The sequence below is a fragment of the Desulfatitalea alkaliphila genome (genome assembly GCF_022968795.1).
Taxonomy (GTDB): Bacteria; Desulfobacterota; Desulfobacteria; order Desulfobacterales; family Desulfosarcinaceae; genus Desulfatitalea; species Desulfatitalea alkaliphila.
In genome coordinates, this window is the sequence record NZ_JALJRB010000018.1 from 39,756 (window position 1) to 55,816 (window position 16,061).

The 16,061-nt window shown below is 63.7% G+C and carries 14 protein-coding genes; 3 read left to right on the top strand and 11 right to left on the bottom strand.

Annotation, left to right across the window (positions count from 1 at the left end; translation table 11 throughout):
- Nucleotides 1–44: 44 nt before the first annotated feature.
- Nucleotides 45–461: a hypothetical protein gene (locus tag MRX98_RS14855; RefSeq protein WP_246911172.1), complete on the top strand. Its 417-nt coding sequence runs from the start codon at nt 45–47 to the stop codon at nt 459–461.
- A gap of 21 nt (nt 462–482) precedes the next feature.
- On the opposite strand, the gene ubiE is transcribed toward MRX98_RS14855, so the two are convergent.
- Together ubiE and ubiG are read right to left on the bottom strand one after the other, a co-directional pair.
- The gene (gene ubiE / locus MRX98_RS14860) at nt 483–1,298 is read right to left on the bottom strand and encodes a bifunctional demethylmenaquinone methyltransferase/2-methoxy-6-polyprenyl-1,4-benzoquinol methylase UbiE (protein ID WP_246911173.1); all 816 of its coding nucleotides are present in this window, start codon (nt 1,296–1,298) and stop codon (nt 483–485) included.
- Between the two features lie 35 nt (nt 1,299–1,333).
- Nucleotides 1,334–2,068 (bottom strand): bifunctional 2-polyprenyl-6-hydroxyphenol methylase/3-demethylubiquinol 3-O-methyltransferase UbiG, encoded by a 735-nt coding sequence (gene ubiG, locus MRX98_RS14865; protein ID WP_246911179.1) that lies wholly within the window; start codon nt 2,066–2,068, stop codon nt 1,334–1,336.
- Nucleotides 2,069–2,366: 298 nt separating this feature from the next.
- On the opposite strand from ubiG, the gene MRX98_RS14870 reads away from it, so the two are divergent.
- Nucleotides 2,367–5,027 (top strand): aldehyde dehydrogenase family protein, encoded by a 2,661-nt coding sequence (locus MRX98_RS14870; RefSeq protein WP_246911180.1) that lies wholly within the window; start codon nt 2,367–2,369, stop codon nt 5,025–5,027.
- 12 nt (nt 5,028–5,039) lie between these two features.
- Here the strand turns inward: MRX98_RS14870 and MRX98_RS14875 are convergent, their stop codons facing one another.
- The 8 genes from MRX98_RS14875 to MRX98_RS14910 form a co-directional block, all read right to left on the bottom strand.
- Nucleotides 5,040–6,053, bottom strand: coding sequence for a nucleotide-binding protein (locus MRX98_RS14875; RefSeq protein WP_246911181.1), 1,014 nt, complete (start codon nt 6,051–6,053; stop codon nt 5,040–5,042).
- 99 nt (nt 6,054–6,152) lie between these two features.
- Nucleotides 6,153–7,163, bottom strand: a complete 1,011-nt coding sequence (locus MRX98_RS14880) for an alpha-hydroxy-acid oxidizing protein (RefSeq protein WP_246911182.1) — start codon at nt 7,161–7,163, stop codon at nt 6,153–6,155.
- Nucleotides 7,164–7,265: 102 nt separating this feature from the next.
- Nucleotides 7,266–8,048, bottom strand: a complete 783-nt coding sequence (locus tag MRX98_RS14885; protein WP_246911183.1) for an SDR family NAD(P)-dependent oxidoreductase — start codon at nt 8,046–8,048, stop codon at nt 7,266–7,268.
- A 20-nt stretch (nt 8,049–8,068) separates the two neighbouring features.
- The gene (locus MRX98_RS14890; RefSeq protein ID WP_246911185.1) at nt 8,069–8,686 is read right to left on the bottom strand and encodes a class I SAM-dependent methyltransferase; all 618 of its coding nucleotides are present in this window, start codon (nt 8,684–8,686) and stop codon (nt 8,069–8,071) included.
- A gap of 283 nt (nt 8,687–8,969) precedes the next feature.
- Nucleotides 8,970–10,145, bottom strand: coding sequence for a 3-hydroxyacyl-CoA dehydrogenase (locus MRX98_RS14895; protein ID WP_246911187.1), 1,176 nt, complete (start codon nt 10,143–10,145; stop codon nt 8,970–8,972).
- Between the two features lie 41 nt (nt 10,146–10,186).
- Complete coding sequence (locus MRX98_RS14900; protein ID WP_246911189.1) at nt 10,187–10,798, bottom strand: MBL fold metallo-hydrolase; 612 nt, start codon at nt 10,796–10,798, stop codon at nt 10,187–10,189.
- 28 nt (nt 10,799–10,826) lie between these two features.
- Nucleotides 10,827–12,386, bottom strand: coding sequence for an acetolactate synthase large subunit (locus tag MRX98_RS14905; RefSeq protein WP_246911191.1), 1,560 nt, complete (start codon nt 12,384–12,386; stop codon nt 10,827–10,829).
- Between the two features lie 2 nt (nt 12,387–12,388).
- Nucleotides 12,389–13,522: an NADH:flavin oxidoreductase gene (locus MRX98_RS14910; protein ID WP_246911192.1), complete on the bottom strand. Its 1,134-nt coding sequence runs from the start codon at nt 13,520–13,522 to the stop codon at nt 12,389–12,391.
- A gap of 262 nt (nt 13,523–13,784) precedes the next feature.
- Here MRX98_RS14910 and MRX98_RS14915 point away from each other — a divergent pair, with 262 nt between their 5' ends.
- On the top strand, nt 13,785–14,585 hold the full coding sequence (locus tag MRX98_RS14915) for a crotonase/enoyl-CoA hydratase family protein (protein ID WP_246911194.1): 801 nt from the start codon (nt 13,785–13,787) through the stop codon (nt 14,583–14,585).
- A gap of 21 nt (nt 14,586–14,606) precedes the next feature.
- Here MRX98_RS14915 and mltF read toward each other — a convergent pair whose 3' ends face one another.
- The gene (gene mltF, locus MRX98_RS14920; protein ID WP_246911196.1) at nt 14,607–16,007 is read right to left on the bottom strand and encodes a membrane-bound lytic murein transglycosylase MltF; all 1,401 of its coding nucleotides are present in this window, start codon (nt 16,005–16,007) and stop codon (nt 14,607–14,609) included.
- Nucleotides 16,008–16,061: the final 54 nt, after the last annotated feature.

The following is a 16,061-nucleotide window of genomic DNA, read 5'->3' on the forward strand; positions in this document are numbered from 1 at the left end:
TGTTGTTAATCCGTCGTGAATACCTGACAAAAGGAGCGAGCACCATGGACAAGGATGCGGAGCAAGCGTTAGCGGCCTTTGTCGCGGATTGGGCATCGACGCCTGACGGTACCAAGACCGTTTTTTTGCATTTGAAGGACCACCTGGGCAAGCAACCGGGGGTTGCGCTGGATTTCATTTCGCGCCCGGGGCTCACCTACTCTCTCAGGGCCGTGCATGAACATCAGAAGGCAAAAGAGCTGTTCGTGATGGTGGATGTGATCGAGGATACGCCGCGGTGGCTTTCCGTCTGTTTCTACGGTGAGATGATCACGGATCCGGAAGAGATCGGTGATTTCGTGCCGGAGGGACTGCTCGGCGAAGATGCCGTGTGCTTCGATATCGATCAGCAGGACGATGATTTGGTGGGCTATGTAAAGGCGCGCATCGACGAAGCCGTCGCCCACGCCGCCAAAGAATAGCGCCGATGGTGCGCCTCCCTATTACGCTTTGATCCCCACATGGGCCACGGCGATGCCGTTGGTGAAAGCGCGCCAGGTCACCCGGCGGAACCCGATGCGGGCGAGCAGGACCGACAGTTCGTCGGGCAGGGGGAACATGCGGATGGTTTCCGGCAGACAGGCGTAGGATTGGGCCGCGCCGGTGATCAGGCCGCCGAGCAAAGGCATGATGTTGAAGGAGTAGAAGTCGTACAGCGCCCGGAACAGCGGGTTGCCGGGGCGCGAGAATTCCAGGCAGAGAATGCGGCCGCCCGGCTTGAGCACGCGGTGCATTTCAGCGAAGCCGCGCTGCAGGTGCGTCAGGTTGCGGATGCCGAAGCCCACCATGGCGGCATCGAAGCTGTTGTCGGGCAAGGCGATCCGCTCGGCGTCGCCCTGCACGAGGGCGATGTTGCCCAGTTCGGGGTGCGGCGCGATTTTGGGAAGCCCGGCGAGCAGCATTTCCCGATTGATGTCCAGCAGAACCACCCGGCCGTCGGGTCCCGTGCGCCGGGCGGCCAGGATGGCCAAGTCGCCCGTACCGCCGCAGACGTCCAGCACGCGCTCGCCGGGTCGAATATCCAACATGCGCACGGCGGCCCGCTTCCACGCGTACTGAATGCCGAAACTCAGCAGGGTGTTCATGAAATCGTATTTGGGGGCCACGCGGTTGAAGTGTTGCATCACCGCCCGCACCTTTTCATTTTCCTGCAGGGTGCGCAGGCCGAAGCGGGCCTGGCCGGTGGCCGCCACATGTTCGTCCAGTTGTTCCTGCCGCCCGCGGTCATCGAACCAGCGTGGGTTGTGCCATAACGCCATGGAAATCAGTCCTTTTCTGCAATGCGTTCCGCCGATCACTTGGCGTCCGCGCTTTTCTTTGTAACGGGTTTTTCAAAGCAGACCAAGTAGTTCATTCGCACCGAGCCGCACAGCCGGGTCTGTCCGGTAAAGGGGATGTAACGCAGTCCCGACAGGTCCGTCAGATCCAGTCCGGCGGCCCGGCCCCAACCGATCAACTCTTGCGGCCGGACCAGCTTGCGGTAGTGGTGGGTGCCTTTGTGCACGATGCCCAGCAGATACTCCGCCGCCAGGATCACCAACAGGAAGGAGAGCAGCGTTCGGTTGACCGTGGCGAAGAACAGGCGACCACCGGGCCGCGCCAGCCGGGCGCAGGCCGCCACCAGGGCGGCGGGGTCGGGCACATGCTCCACCAGTTCCATGCAGGTGACGATGTCGTAGGCCCCGGCGTGGGTGCCGACCCGGGTTTCAGCGGCGGCCTGTCGGTAGTCGACGTTGACACCGTTTTGCGCCGCATGTTGACGGGCCACGGCCAATGCCGCGGGGGCCATGTCGATGCCCGTGACCCGGGCACCCGCGCGGGCCATGGCTTCCGACAGCAGTCCGCCGCCGCAGCCCACGTCCAGCACCCGCCGGCCGGATAGTTCGGCATGGCGGGCCACATAGGCCAAGCGCACGGGATTGATGTCGTGCAGGCCCTTGAAGGGGCCTTCGGGCTGCCACCACTGGTGGGCCATGGCGCCGAAGCGGTCGATTTCCTCCTGGTCCACGTTTTGCCCCGAATGGCCCATCGTGCCCCATCCTCCATGCCGTCGTGGCCTGCTGCCGTAAAAAAGAGCTTTTTAGCATGATCGGCGAAGTTATGGAATCGGTTCCTGAAACCAATCGTAAACCGTCGGACAATTCGTTGACAGAAGTTCCCTCACGGCCTTAGGATGTCCATGACGTTCCCGATTTCATTTCCACTGTTGCAGGCACCATCCGATTTCACACCGGCACGCGTCCGGCGGTTCCAATGACGGCTGTCTATTTTCCCGGCCCTGGCGGCCGTGGCGACCAATGCAAACCATTACGAATGGAGGGGTGGACGTGGATCATTACAAGCTTTTCATCAACGGGGCTTTCGTGGACGCCGCCGACGGCGGTACTTTTCAATCCATCGATCCGGGCACCGGCGCGCCTATTGCCACGGTGGCCAAGGCGGGGGCCGCCGATGCCGAAGCCGCCATTGATGCGGCCCGACGGGCCTTCGACAGCGGGGTGTGGAGCGGTTTGACACCCCGGGAACGGGCTGATCGCATCTACGCCTTCGCCGACCAGATCACCCAGCAGACCTTGCGCATGGCCATCACCGAGGCCATGGACTCGGGCCAGATCATCGGCTTGAGCAAGTACTGGGGCATGCTCGGATCGCAGATGCTGCGCAACTACGCCCACTATGCCGCCACCGGTTTTCCCTGGGAGGAGGAGATTCCTTACGCCGGCAATGTGTTCGCGCCGGGACGGGACTTCATCCGCCGCGAGCCGGTCGGGGTGTGCGTGGGGATCGTGCCCTGGAACTTTCCCTTGAGCATGGCTTTCTGGAAAATCGGGCAGGCCATCGCCATGGGCAACACCATCGTGTTCAAACCGGCCAGCGCAACCCCCCTGGGGGTCATGATCCTGGCCGAGGCGGCCAAGGCGGCCGGGATTCCCGACGGGGTGATCAACGTGATCGCCGGACCCGGAGGCGAGCTGGGCAACATTTTGTGCACCCATCCGGAGGTGGACAAGGTCGCCTTCACCGGCAGCACCGAGGTGGGGCGGGAGATCATGAGGATGGGGGCCGACACGGTCAAGCGGGTCACCCTGGAGTTGGGCGGCAAGTCGGCCAACATCATCCTGGACGATGCCGATATGGAGCTGGCAGTGGAGGGGGCCCTGTTCGGCACCTTTTTCCACCAGGGCCAGGTGTGCGAGTCGGGGACCCGGGTGCTGGTGCCGGCCAAGCACTACGATGCCTTCCTGGATAAGCTGAAAGCGCGCGCCGAGAGCCTGCGCATCGGCTATCAACTCGATCCCGCCTCCCAGCAGGGGCCGCTGGTCAGCGCGGAACAGTTGGCCACGGTGGAGCGCTATGTGCGCCTGGGCATGGAGGAGGGGTGTGAGCTGGTGACCGGCGGCGAGCGGGCCGAGGTGCCGGGCCTGGATGGCGGATTCTATTACAAGCCCACCATCTTCGCCGAGGTGCAGAACAGCATGCGCATCGCCCGGGAGGAGATTTTCGGGCCGGTGGTGTGTGTGATCAAGTACGAAAGCGAGGAGGAGGCGGTGGCCATCGCCAACGACTCCATTTACGGATTGGCCGGCGGGGTCTTCTCCCGCAGCAACGCCCGGGCCGAGCGCATCGCCCGGCAGATCCGCACCGGCACCATGTGGATCAACAACTACCATGCCTTCGGCGACTTCTGCCCCTTCGGCGGGTACAAGCAATCGGGGGTGGGACGCGAGCTGGGCCACGCGGGACTGGCCGAATACACCCAGATCAAGCGGGTGCATGTGGCCGCCGCGGCCGATCACCAAAGCAACTTCACCATGAAGCTGCTGTCCGACGATCCCAAGATCCCCTTCGCGCAGTACATCACCCCCACCCTGGTGCTGGCCGGCCACGGGAGCTTGGCGGCGGTGTACCGTGAGGTGGTGCGCTTGGGCGCCCGGCGGGCACTGATATTGACCGACGCGGGGGTGCGGCGTGCGGGGCTGGTGGACCGGGTGCAAGAGGCCCTGGGCGATTTCTGCGTGGGGGTCTACGACGATATCGCCCAGGACACCGACCTGTCCATCGTGGATGCCGCGGCGGAGATGGCCCGGGAATTCGGTGCGGACATCATCGTCAGTGTGGGCGGCGGCAGCGTCATCGACACGGGCAAGGCGGTGTGCGTGACCTTGAAAAACGGCGGCAAGGCCAACGATCATGTGGCCCTGATGCGACTGACCGAACCTCAGGTGCCCCACATCGTCATTCCCACCACCTCGGGCACCGGCAGCGAGGTGACCAACGTGTCGGTGATCAAGAGCGGCGATGCGGGGCGCAAGGTGTACATCGTGGACAACTACATCGTGCCCAACACGGCCATTCTCGATCCGTTGTTCACCATGACCCTGCCTCCCGGTTTGACCGCCACCACGGCCATGGATGCCATGACCCATGCCATGGAAGCCTTGACCAGCACCATGTCCAATCCCATCTGCGACGGTCACGCCTTGAACGCCATCCGCTTGATCCGTGAAAACTTGCCCAAAGTCATTTCCAACGGCAAGGACGAGCAGGCCCGCGGCCGGATGCAGATGGCCGCCACCTGCGCCGGATGGGCCTTCGGCATCGCCCAGGTGGGGCTGGCCCACTCCATGGCCCACACCCTGGGCATGTTGGCCAATGTGCCCCACGGCGCCGCTTGCGGTCTCGTGCTGCCGGCGGTGATGCGGTTCAACGTGGATTACGCCACGGACAAGTATGTCTTGGCGGCCCAGGCCCTGGGGGTGAGCATCGGCGGCAAGGACCCGAAAGAGGCGGCCTTGGCGGCGGCCGATGCGGTGGAGGCTTTGATGAAGGAGGCCGGTCACCCCATGTTGCTGCGGGAGGTGGGGGTGACCGAGGACATGTTGGATCTGGCGGCCCTGCATGCCATCGCCGACACCCCGACCCTGTTCAATGCCCGGCCGGTAGCCGATCCGACGGCCGTGGCGGGTTTGTACAGGCAGGTGTTTTAACACAGAGGGGGTTCAGGGGCTCGAGGGTCGCGTCCCTGAACCCAGTTGCAGTCGCTCGACGATCAGCGCCAGGTTCTGGGCCAGCATGCCTTCGGGGTGGAGTGCCACTTCGGGGACCAGGTCCCGGGTGCTGCGGGCGATTTCGTCGGCGGCCGGAATGTCGGTCAAATAGGATACCTGGACGGAGAGCATGCGCCGGGCCACCTTTTGGAACCGTTGCACCACCGCCTCGGCACTTTCGGTGTCGGCCGCCATGTTGACCAGCAGCAGGGGTTGGAAATCGGCCACGGCCCGTTCGACCAAGGGCAACCCTTCCGGCAAGGTTGCTGCCACGGCGGCCAGCAGATCGTCGATATTGGCCCCCTTGGCGCCGTTGGATTTGGCCTCGGGCCCCACGTAGCTGTTGAGCAGGGAGAGCAGGCGTGGGTCCCTGGGGACATCCGTCGCTTCTCTGGATTCCGGGCCGAAAAGACGGGTCAGGCGGCGGTGAAGGGCCATTTTGACGAAGGTGTAGGCGTCCAGATAGGCGGCTGGATCACAGGATGTGATAACGATGCCGTGATCGGCTTGCAAAAAGAAGTCCAGGATGTTGTAGGCGGTATCGCCGCCCAGGTCCACCACCACGACATCGGCATCCAAGGTTTGAATGGCCCGTATCAGTTTCAGCTTGCGGGCGAAGGGCAGGTTGGTGGCCCCCAGCCGATTGCTGCCGCCGCCGATCAGTCGGGGCCCGTAGCGGGTCTCCACGGCGATCTGATCCAGCCGTTCCCACTTTTTATCCAGATAGTCGTTGATTCGATGTTCCAGGGCCCAGACGCCTAAGTAGAGGTGCAGGTTGGCGGCCCCCAAATCAAGATCCACCGCCACGGTGCGGCGACCGCGGTTGGCCAGGTGAACGGCCAGGTTGGCGGCCAGCAGCGATTTGCCGATACCCCCCTTGGCGCCGCCGACGGCCACCACCGTGGGCCGCCGGTCGCCGGCCCTCCGGATTGCAGTGGTTTGGGCCCTGATTGGCTCAGCTGGCATCGTATCTCCTTGCACTTGTTTACGGAAAGATCGCCCCGCGGCCCTTCCTGTTTTCCTATCGGCACCCACCAGCGGAAACTTGACCCCATGTTAGGTTCTTCAGCCGCGCAGGATGGCCGGATCGGCGGCGGATACGTCGGGGGTGCCGGTGAGCACCATGGCCGCGATCAGCTCCGATTCGATCTGCCGCAGGTAGGTGGTCACCCCTGTTTTCAATGCTCCCACGGCGGCCACGCTTATGGGGCGGCCGATCATCACCGCATCGGCGCCCAGGGCGAGCGTTTTCAACACGTCGCCGCCACTGCGGATGCCGCCGTCGGCCAGGATCGTGATCCTGCCTTTGACGGCCGCCGCGATTTCGGGCAGCACCTCCGCCACGCCAGGGGTGTGGTCCAGCACGCGGCCGCCGTGGTTGGACACCACGATGGCATGGGCGCCCACGTCCACGGCGCGGCGGGCGTCATCGGGGGTCATGATGCCCTTGAGAATGAGCTTGGCGGGCATCTTGCGCAGCATGCGGCGCAGGGTCTGCGGCGATTTGGGTGTCACCGGACGGCCCATCAGTTTCAGGGTGACCAGCCCGGCGGCATCCACGTCCATGCCGATGATGTCGGCGCCGGCGGCCAGGGCCTTGTCGATTTTCGCCTCCATTTCCGCGGCCTGCCAAGGCTTGATGAAGGGAATGCCCCGGCCGTCCAGGGCCTTGATGGCGCTGAAGCCGGCCTCGTGGATGAAGTCCGGCACCCCGTCGCCCACACAACCCATTGTTCCGGCGGCCACGCACCCTTCGAGCACCGCGCTGATGTACATCTCCTCGCTGATGGGATCGCCCATGTTGAAGGCCACGCCGCCGATGGGCGCCGCCAGCACCGGAAAACGCAACGGTTTGCCCAAAAAGTCGATGGCGGTGCCGGGTTCGGCCACGTCGTGGAGCAGGCGCATGTTCAAACGCCAGTGGGCCAGGGCCGCAATGTTGGCTTTGAAGGCGGCGCCGGTGCCGATGCCGCCCATGCCGGGCACCTCGCCCGCACAGGCGATGCCGTTGCATACGGGACAGACCCGGCAGAATCCCTTCAACCGTTCCTTGGCGGCCTTGCGAATCTCTTTCATGGGGGAACTCTCCTTTCCGATCGGATAGGGGCGCGTGAGCAGCTATGCTTTTTTTCCATTGCGGACGCCGGCCACTTGAAACACCAATTTGTTTATGGCGATCTATCGCCGCAACGGCGCGGTGTGCAGGTGGGCGCCGCCGTCCACGATCAAGGTTTCACCGGTGGTCCAATCGGCCCCGCCCACCAGGGCGGCGAGGGTCTGGGCCACCCGTTCGGTGGTGGCGGTATCCTTGAGCGGGGCGATCTCGGCATACTGGTTGTAAACCGATGCGTAAACCTCATCGCCCAATCCTTTTTTAAGCCATTCGCCCTGAACGAAACCCGGACAGATGGCGTTGACCCGGATCTGGGGTCCCAGAACGCGGGCCAGGGAGAGGGTCATGGTGACCAGGGCCCCCTTGGAGGCGGCGTAGGCCATGGAGCTGCCGATGCCGGTGATGCCGGCGATGGAGGCCATGTTGACAATGTGGGCCACCGGCTGCCGACGCAGGGCCGACTCGGCGGCCCGGGTCATCTGAAAGACCCCCACCAGGTTCACCGCGTAGATGTCGAGAAAGTCCTGTTTGCTCAGGCCCGCCAGATCCTGGTGGGCGCAGAATTTGGTGATGCCGGCATTGTTGATCAGGATGTCCAGGCGGCCGAAGTGCGCCACCGCGGCCTCCACCAAGGTTTGGCAATCGGCATCCTCGGTGACATCGGCCTGTTGGATGAAAGTGCGCCCGGCGTGATTCTCGCAAGCCGCGGCCGTTTGTTGGGCGCCCGCCGCGTTGCGGCTGTAGTTGACGACCACATGACACCCCTTGGCGGTCAGTTGGCGGGCCACGCAGGCGCCGATGCCCGATGAGGCGCCGGTGACGATGGCCACAGCGTCGGTCAATTCCATGATTTCCTCCTCGATGGTGTTTACTTTTCCGCCACCCCGAAGATGTGGGGGGCAAAGGGCATCCAGCGGGATCGCATCACGAAGCAATCCATGTCCACCCGCGCAAAACCGGCCGCCTGGATGATGTGCTGCGTGTCACGATTGAGGTGGCAGCCGTCGAAACACCAGCGCCAGCCCCGCTGCATCCACTCCTGCAGGCCCCGCAGGGGTGTACCCGGAAGGGCGGCCACATGTTCCAGGAAGATATAACGTCCGCCCGGCGCCAGCATGCGCTGAATCCGGGCCACCACCTGTTGCGGGTCGGCCACGGTGCACAACACCAAGGTGCCGACCACGGCGGCCACGCTGTTATCGGGCAGGTCGGACGCCTCGCCCGGAATGGAACGGATCTCCAGATCGATACCCCGCCGCCGCGCCGCCGCCCACAGATAGGGGTGCATGGCCCGGTTTGGTTCGATGGCGATCACCCGGGTACCGGGGGCATAATAACGGAAATTGGCCCCCGCCCCCGCCCCGATCTCCACCACGGTGCCGGGCAATCCACCGTACACGGCCCGCTTGCGCGCACCGTAAATCCGGTCCATCACCCCCTCCATCCGGTACAGCAACCAACCGTTCAACCCCTCACGCATAACCATCCCATCGAACCCATTTCACTCAACCGGTCAATCCAACTTACTCAAAAAAAACAAACAGCAGTCTTCATCGACCAGGCAGTGGATCCATACAAGCCTCCGCCGCGTCTCACGCCGCTTTTATCGATCCCGATCCCGATCCCGATATCGATTTCGATGGGCCCGAACACCCCCACCACCCCATCCAACCCACCAAATCCAATCGACAGAATTCCTTCAACTTAAAACTTTAAACTTAAAACTTTAAACCGGCCCGCCAGGGCCCAAAACTGGCCCGCCAGGGCCCCTACCCTATCTCTACCCGGCCCTCTTTCAGGGATTCCGTGGGCATAAACCACTCAATCCCCGTGCGCCGGGCGATGGCTTCGCACTGCCGGGCCACTTTTTCCCACCCCATGCCCTTGGCGAGGGCGAAGGGGCCGAAGGCTGCGCCGCCGCCGTTGATGACGGCCTTGTCGATCTCTTCGGCGCTGCGCGCCACGCCCTCTTCCAGCAGCTTGGTGCCTTCATTGACCTGCAGGCAGATGATGTCCATGACGTCGAAGTCGGGATCGGCCTTGGCCGGATCAATGGTGGGGCGGTTGCCGTCGGGCCAATCGTAGATGCCCTTGTCCGTCTTCTTTCCCAGGTGGCCTTCGTTCACCAGGCGTTTCATCCAACTGCGCGGCGCGAACTCCGGCGAGAGGGTTTCGGCGAAGTATTCGTTGCCGTGCAGGTTGACGTCCAACCCGGTGAAGTCCATGATTTCGTAAGGTCCCATGGGCGCGCCGATGGATCGCACCTTGGCGTCCAGAGCCTCGGGCACCACCAGCCCCTTTTCGTACAGTTCGGCCATGTAAAGGCCGATGGGGGCCCCCAGGCGGTTGTAGATGAAGCCGGGGGTGTCCTTTTCCACCCGCACGGGTACCATGGCGCCGCGGAAGTTCTTCAGTCGTTCAATCAGTGCGCAGCTCGTCTGCATGGTCTCTTCCGAGGTGCGCTCGCCGCGGATCACTTCCACCAGCAGCATCAGCATTACCGGATTGAAGAAGTGAATTCCCAGCACCTTGTCCGGTCGACCGGTGGCCGCGGCCATGGCGGTGATGCTCATGTTGGAGGTGTTGGAGGCGAGAATGGCGCCTGCCGGGGCGTGGGCGTCGGCTTCCTTGAAGATGGCAAGCTTCAGATCGAGCCGTTCGGGCGCCGCTTCGATCATGAAGTCGGCTGTCTTGACCGCATCGGCCAGTACGGTGAAGCCCTGGATGCGCGCCATGGCCGCCGTTGCCGCATCGGCCGCCAACTTCTGTTTGGCCACCTGTTTTTCCAGGCTTGCCTGGATGCGCTGCCGGCCGCGGTCCACGAAATCCTGCTGGATGTCGTACAGGTGCACCTGGAGACCGGCCAGGGCGCAAATTTCAGCAATGCCGTGGCCCATGTCGCCGGCGCCGATGATCGCCATCGTCTGGATTTGTTCCGCCTTCATCGTGTATTTCTCCTTGGTTGAAATAAAAGAACAACTGCCCTTCATTCCCACTCCGCATCTCCGTAAAAATCGCCGTGATCCCTTTCCAGAAAATCTTCGATTGCGGCCCGCTTGTCGCCCAAGCGAAAGAAGGGGCCGTGCCCTGGATAGCAGATGGTGTCGTCGGACCAGGGCAGAACGACGGTCTTGAGTGTCGTCAGGGTGGTGCGGAAGTCTTCCGGCGACCAGGTTTTGCCCGGTCCGCCTTCGAAAATCGTGTCGCCCACGATGACGTGACAATCGTTTTCCACGGCGAAACAGACCTGATCGGCGGTGTGGCCGGGGGCATGATAAACTCGCAACCGGTGATCGCCCACCACGATGCCCTCTCCGTCGGCCAGCGGCCGGTCGGCGGTCACGGGGCTCCGGCCGGCGTTATCGGGGTGGGCCAGTACCGGCACCTTCAGCCGTTGGCGCATTTCTGCCAAGGCGCCGATGTGGTCCGGGTGGCCGTGGGTGATCAGGATAGCTTGGGGACGGCTGCCCTGCACCATTTTGGACAGGGTGTCGGGTTCGCCGCCCGGATCGATGAGAATGCTGTGGCCGGTGGCGGGGCAGGTCAGGACATAGCTGTTGACCGACCAGGGACCGACCGCTTTGAAGGTGAGGTGCATGGCACTGCTCCGGCTGTGGGGTGTCGTTTTATATGACCGCTTCGATCAAGTGGGGACCCGGTTCGGCCAACGCCTTGTTGAACTGGGTGATGAAGGCCGCGGTGGTTTCGACCCGCACGGCCGGCACCCCCATGCCTTGGGACAGTTGGACCCAATCCGGCTCGGGCCGCCCCAGGCGCATCAAATCGGTGGTGCGGGCGCCGGGCGTCTTGAACCCCAGGCGCCACAGCTCCACTTCGAGAATCTGGTACTTGCGATTGGAGAAGATGACGGTGGTGATGTTGAGCTGTTCGCGGGCCTGGGTCCAGAGGGCTTGCAAGGTGTACATGGCGCCGCCGTCGCCCTGCAAACAGATCACCGGGCGGTCGGGGCAGGCCAGGGCCGCGCCGGTGGCCAGGGGGATACCCTGGCCGATGGATCCGCCGGTGAGACAGAGCCAGTCGTGGGGTGGGGTACCGCCCGTGGCGCGGTAGGCGAACTCGCCGGAGGTACCCGATTCGTCGGAGACGATGGCGCCCTCGGGCAGCAGGGCGCCGATGGCCACCCCGATGGTTTCGGCGCTCAGGGGGCCTTCGGGAAGTTCGGGGCGTGAAAGGGGCGGCGCCTCGGCGGGTGTGGCGCCGCCGGCGCCCAGTGCATCGGCCAGGGCCGCCAGGGATGCCGTGCCGTCCTCCTCGGGGGCTGCCAACGCAGCCACCCGGCAACCGGGCGGCAGCAGGTCCGTCGAACGGTCCGGATAGGCGAAAAAGGCGGTGGGCGCCGGTACCCCCACCAGGATCAATTGGCCGAATCCGGCCAAGCGCTTTTGCACCCGTTCGGGAAAGTAGGGCAGGCGCCGCACCATGGGGATGCCCGCGCCCCGTTGGAAGCGGGCGTCGAAAGTGGGTGCCAGCAGGGTCGCCCCGGTGCGTGCGGCGATGCGCGCCGCATGCCGCAGACCCTCTTGCTGAAGCGCCTTGCCGCCGATCATCAGGGCCGTGGGCACATCGGCGCGCAGCATCCCTGCCGCGGTCGCCACGGTGCTGTCCGAGGCGGGCGGAATTTCAGGTGGTTGCCAGTCAACGGCCGGCGCTTCGGCGTTGCCCCAGGCGCAGTCGGTGGGAATGATCAAAGTGGCCACCTGCCCCGGCGGGCTCAGGGCGGCCCTTACGGCCGCCAGGCATTCGGCGGGCAGGCCGGCGGCATCGGTCGCTTCACTGACCCAGGCGGAGACCGGTCGGGCCAGGGTGGCGATATCCGAGGCCAGGGGCGGATCGTTGCGTCGATGGGCGGCCGGGTGGTCCCCCACCAGATTGACCACGGGCGAACGGGCCCGCCGGGCGTTGTGCAGGTTGGCCATGGCGTTGGCCAGCCCCGGCCCCAGATGAAGCAAGGTGGCGGCGGGTCGGCCGGTCATGCGGGCGAAGCCGTCCGCCGCGCCGGAACAGACGCCTTCGAACAGGCAGAGCACGCCTTTGATCCGGGTCTCTGTTTCCAGGGCGGCCACCAAGTGAATTTCGGTGGTGCCGGGGTTGGTGAAGCAGACGCTGATCCCGGTATCGGCCAGCACTTTCATCAGGCTTTCGGCAGCGCTTACGGTTTTCGGCATGGTCACCCTTTCTTTGCGGATTTTTTCTCGCCGCGGGCTTTTTCCATTCTTTCCAGCACGCAATGAACCCCTTCGCCGGACCGCGCCGCGTCGAAACAGCGGTTGCACGAAACGCAGGTCGCCTTGCGCCGGTCGCCGCCGGCCCAACGCCGTACCAGTTGCGGTTCGCGGATCAGGGGCCGGCTCATGGCAAAGCCGTCGGCCACCCCGTTGTCCAGCAGTTGTTGCGCCGATTGCGGGGAGCGGATGCCCCCCACCAGCAAAATCGGAATAGTAAGTGTTTGTTTGAATTGCTGAGCGGCAGTGCGAAAATAGGCCTCTCTGTCCGAACGGTTGATACGGGTGCGCGAGGGGCTCAGCCCTTTGGACACCACGGTGCCGCCGCTGACCTCGATGGCGTCGATACCGTTGTCCTGCAGCCATCGGCCGACGCGCAGGGCGCTTGCCGGTTGCAGCCCGCCGTCCAGAAAATCGGCGCAGTTGAGTTTGACCAGCAGCGGGTAGTCCCGGCCGAGGGTCGCGCGCAACCCATCGACCACTTCCAGCAGCATGCGGGCCCGCTTCACCAGGGATCCCCCGTAGGTATCGGTGCGTTTGTTGAACAGCGGCGAAAGGGATTGGGAGAGCAGATAGCCGTGGGCGGCATGGATCTGCACGCCGTCGAAGCCGGCCTCCCGGGCACGCCGACCGGCGTCCACAAAGGCCGTCACCAACTGTTGAATATCGGCCGGCGTCATTTTGCGACGCGGCCCCTTGCCGAACTTGCGCACGGCGGTCAGGGCCGGGGGCGGTTGGCCGATCAAGTCGGCCTTGGCAAAAAAACCGGCATGGGCGATTTGAGCCACAATGCGGCCGCCCGCTGCGTGGACCGCCCGGGTCATTTCCCGCAGACCCGCGATCTGCTCATCCCGGTGGATCCCCAGCTGGCAGACGCCCGCCTGGCCGTCGGGCCGCACATAGGCATGGCTGCTGATGATCAATCCCACCTGTCCTTCAGCCAAGGCTTGCATCATGCGGGTCAGGCGCGGCGTACAGTCGCCGTCCGGAGCGGCCATACCCTCGTAGGTGGCGGATCGGACGAAGCGATTGGGCAGTTGCAAGCCGTTGATGGTGATAGGGTCGAAAAGAGATGGCATGGCGCGGCGATCCTTTGCAGTGGGCGTTTGGTCCAGCGTCGACCGGCTCAAGTGAAAAAACTACTATACGCGCCGACAATTGGCAACTTACAATTTTCTGTGCGTTCGATATGGTTTAGGTTTGTTTGATAATATAGAATTCTTTCAACTTAAAACTTTAAACTTAAAACTTAAAACTGGCCCACTAATTGACACCTTTATCGGATTGGGGAATGATGGGCGGCGATAGCCTATCCGACAACCACACGAGGAGAAACGAATCATGTCTGAACTGGTGAAGATCACAATCGAGAATCATGTCGCCGACGTGCGCCTCAATCGCCCTGACAAGTACAACGCCCTCAACCCGGCCATGTTCCAGGCCATCATCGAGGCGGGCCAAGCATTGGCGCAGGATACCCGTGTGCGGGCCGTGGTGCTCTCCGGCGAGGGGCGTGGCTTTTGCGCCGGTCTCGATTTCCAAGGGTTCGTCGAGATGGGGCAGTCGGGCGGGCTCAGCCTTATGGACAACCAGCCGGGTCAGATTGCCAACAATGCGCAGTTGCCCGGCATGGTCTGGAAGCAGGTGCCGGTACCGGTGATTGCAGCACTCCACGGGGTGGCCTTCGGCGGCGGATTGCAGATCGCCTTGGGTGCCGACATCCGGTTGGCGGCGCCCGACACCCGGCTTTCGGTGATGGAGATCAAGTGGGGCATCATCCCGGACATGTCGGCCACCCAGACACTGCGTGATCTGGTACGCCTCGACGTGGCCAAGGAGTTGACCTTTTCGGGGCGCATCGTCGAGGCCGTGGAGGCCGCCCAGCTGGGACTGATCACCCGCATCAGCGATGATCCGCTGGCCGAGGCACACCAAATGGCCGAACTGTACGCCGCCAAGAATCCCAATGCCATCGCCGCGGCCAAGCGCCTTTTCGAGACCGCCTGGCATGCCGATGCCGCCGAGGGCTTGCAGTTGGAAGCGTCGCTGCAACGCTCCTTGATGGGCACAGCCAACCAGATCGAAGCGGCTACGGCCAATTTCGAAAAGCGCGCGCCGCGGTTCGCCGATCGGGAGGGATGATGGCGCGATGGGTGTTCGGGGTCAGCCGGCGGTGTACATTTCGGTGGCCATGATCATGTTCAGAACGCGGTGATAGGTGCGGATGCGGTCCACGTACTGCACCGCTTCGGTGCCGCGGGCGTAGCCGTGGGGCAGCTTCTGGTAATAGAGCCGTTGCTGCAGCAGCGGTAATACATCCCGCAGGCTGCGCCAGGTGTAGTCCGGCTTGCCGATCTCACGGGCCAGGCGGCGGGCGTCGCGCAGGTGGCCGAGGCCGATGTTGTAGGCCGCCAGGGCCATCAGGGTGCGGTCCGGCTCGGCCACCTCATCTCCGATCTGGTCGCGCAGAAGGGCCAGGTAGCGGGTGCCGGCGAAAATGCCCTCCTCCACATCCAGGCGGTTGCGCAAGCCCAGGGTCTTGGCCGTGTCCAGGGTCAGCATCATGATGCCGCGCACACCGGTGAAGCTCACGGCATCGGGGTTCCAGTGGGACTCCTGGTAGGAGAGGGCCGCCACCAGTTGCCAGTCCAATCCGTACTCCTCGGCGGCGGCCTGGAAATGGTCCTGGTAACGGGGCAACCGTTCATGGATGCGCCGCCGGTAGCGGGCCAGGTCCACGTAATCGAAATCTTCCAGGTGGCTATAGTAATGGGTCATCAGGCCGGCCAACAATTCCTTGGTGTCGGCCTGTGCAAACCACTGCCGCAGGGCATGCAACAGGTAGCGATCACCGGGTTTGACGGCCCAGCGCAGTTTGCGGGGTTCGCTCAGTTCCAATTGCACCACCAACTCGGGGTAAAAGCGGCGGTTCATTTTCAAGATGTTGGACTGCACCACGGCCAGGGGCAGGTCCCGGTTCCAGATCATGTGGAGCAACTCTTCGCTGCTGCGGTCGGGAAAGGTTTCCCAGTTCAGCTCCGGAAGATCCGCGCGCAGGGCGCCGAGCCGTTCGATGGCGGCACTGTCCCCGGCCACGCCGATGGAGGTCTGCACCAGATCACCGGTTTCGGAGATGCTGGGCCCGCCGCGACGGCCGACGACCTGCTTTTGGACCTCCAGGTAGCCCGGACCCAGGGCCAGCATACGGGCCGCCGCTTGACCGAACAATTTGCCGGCGGCGATGATGTCGGCATCGCCCCGCAACAGAGTGGCCACCATTTCGGCTTCGTCCTCGATGACCACCATGCGCAGGGCTACGCCTATGCTTGTGGCGAAGGCGTCGGCCAGTTCATATTCGAAACCCGAAAAACCGTGGGCCGTCTCGAAGTAACAAGCGGCATTGTTGCGGGTGATGACGACCAGCTCGCCCCTGTCCCGGATGGCTTCCAGGTCGTTGCGCACCAGCGGATTGCCGCAGGCGGCCAAGACCCATATCAGCACCAGGGCCGGTATCCGGCGCCAAGAACGATGGGCGGTAAATTTGAGGCGGCATGGTCGGATCATGGTCGATTCGAATTCCGGATATTGCCAAATCAAAACGAACAATTAAACGTCATG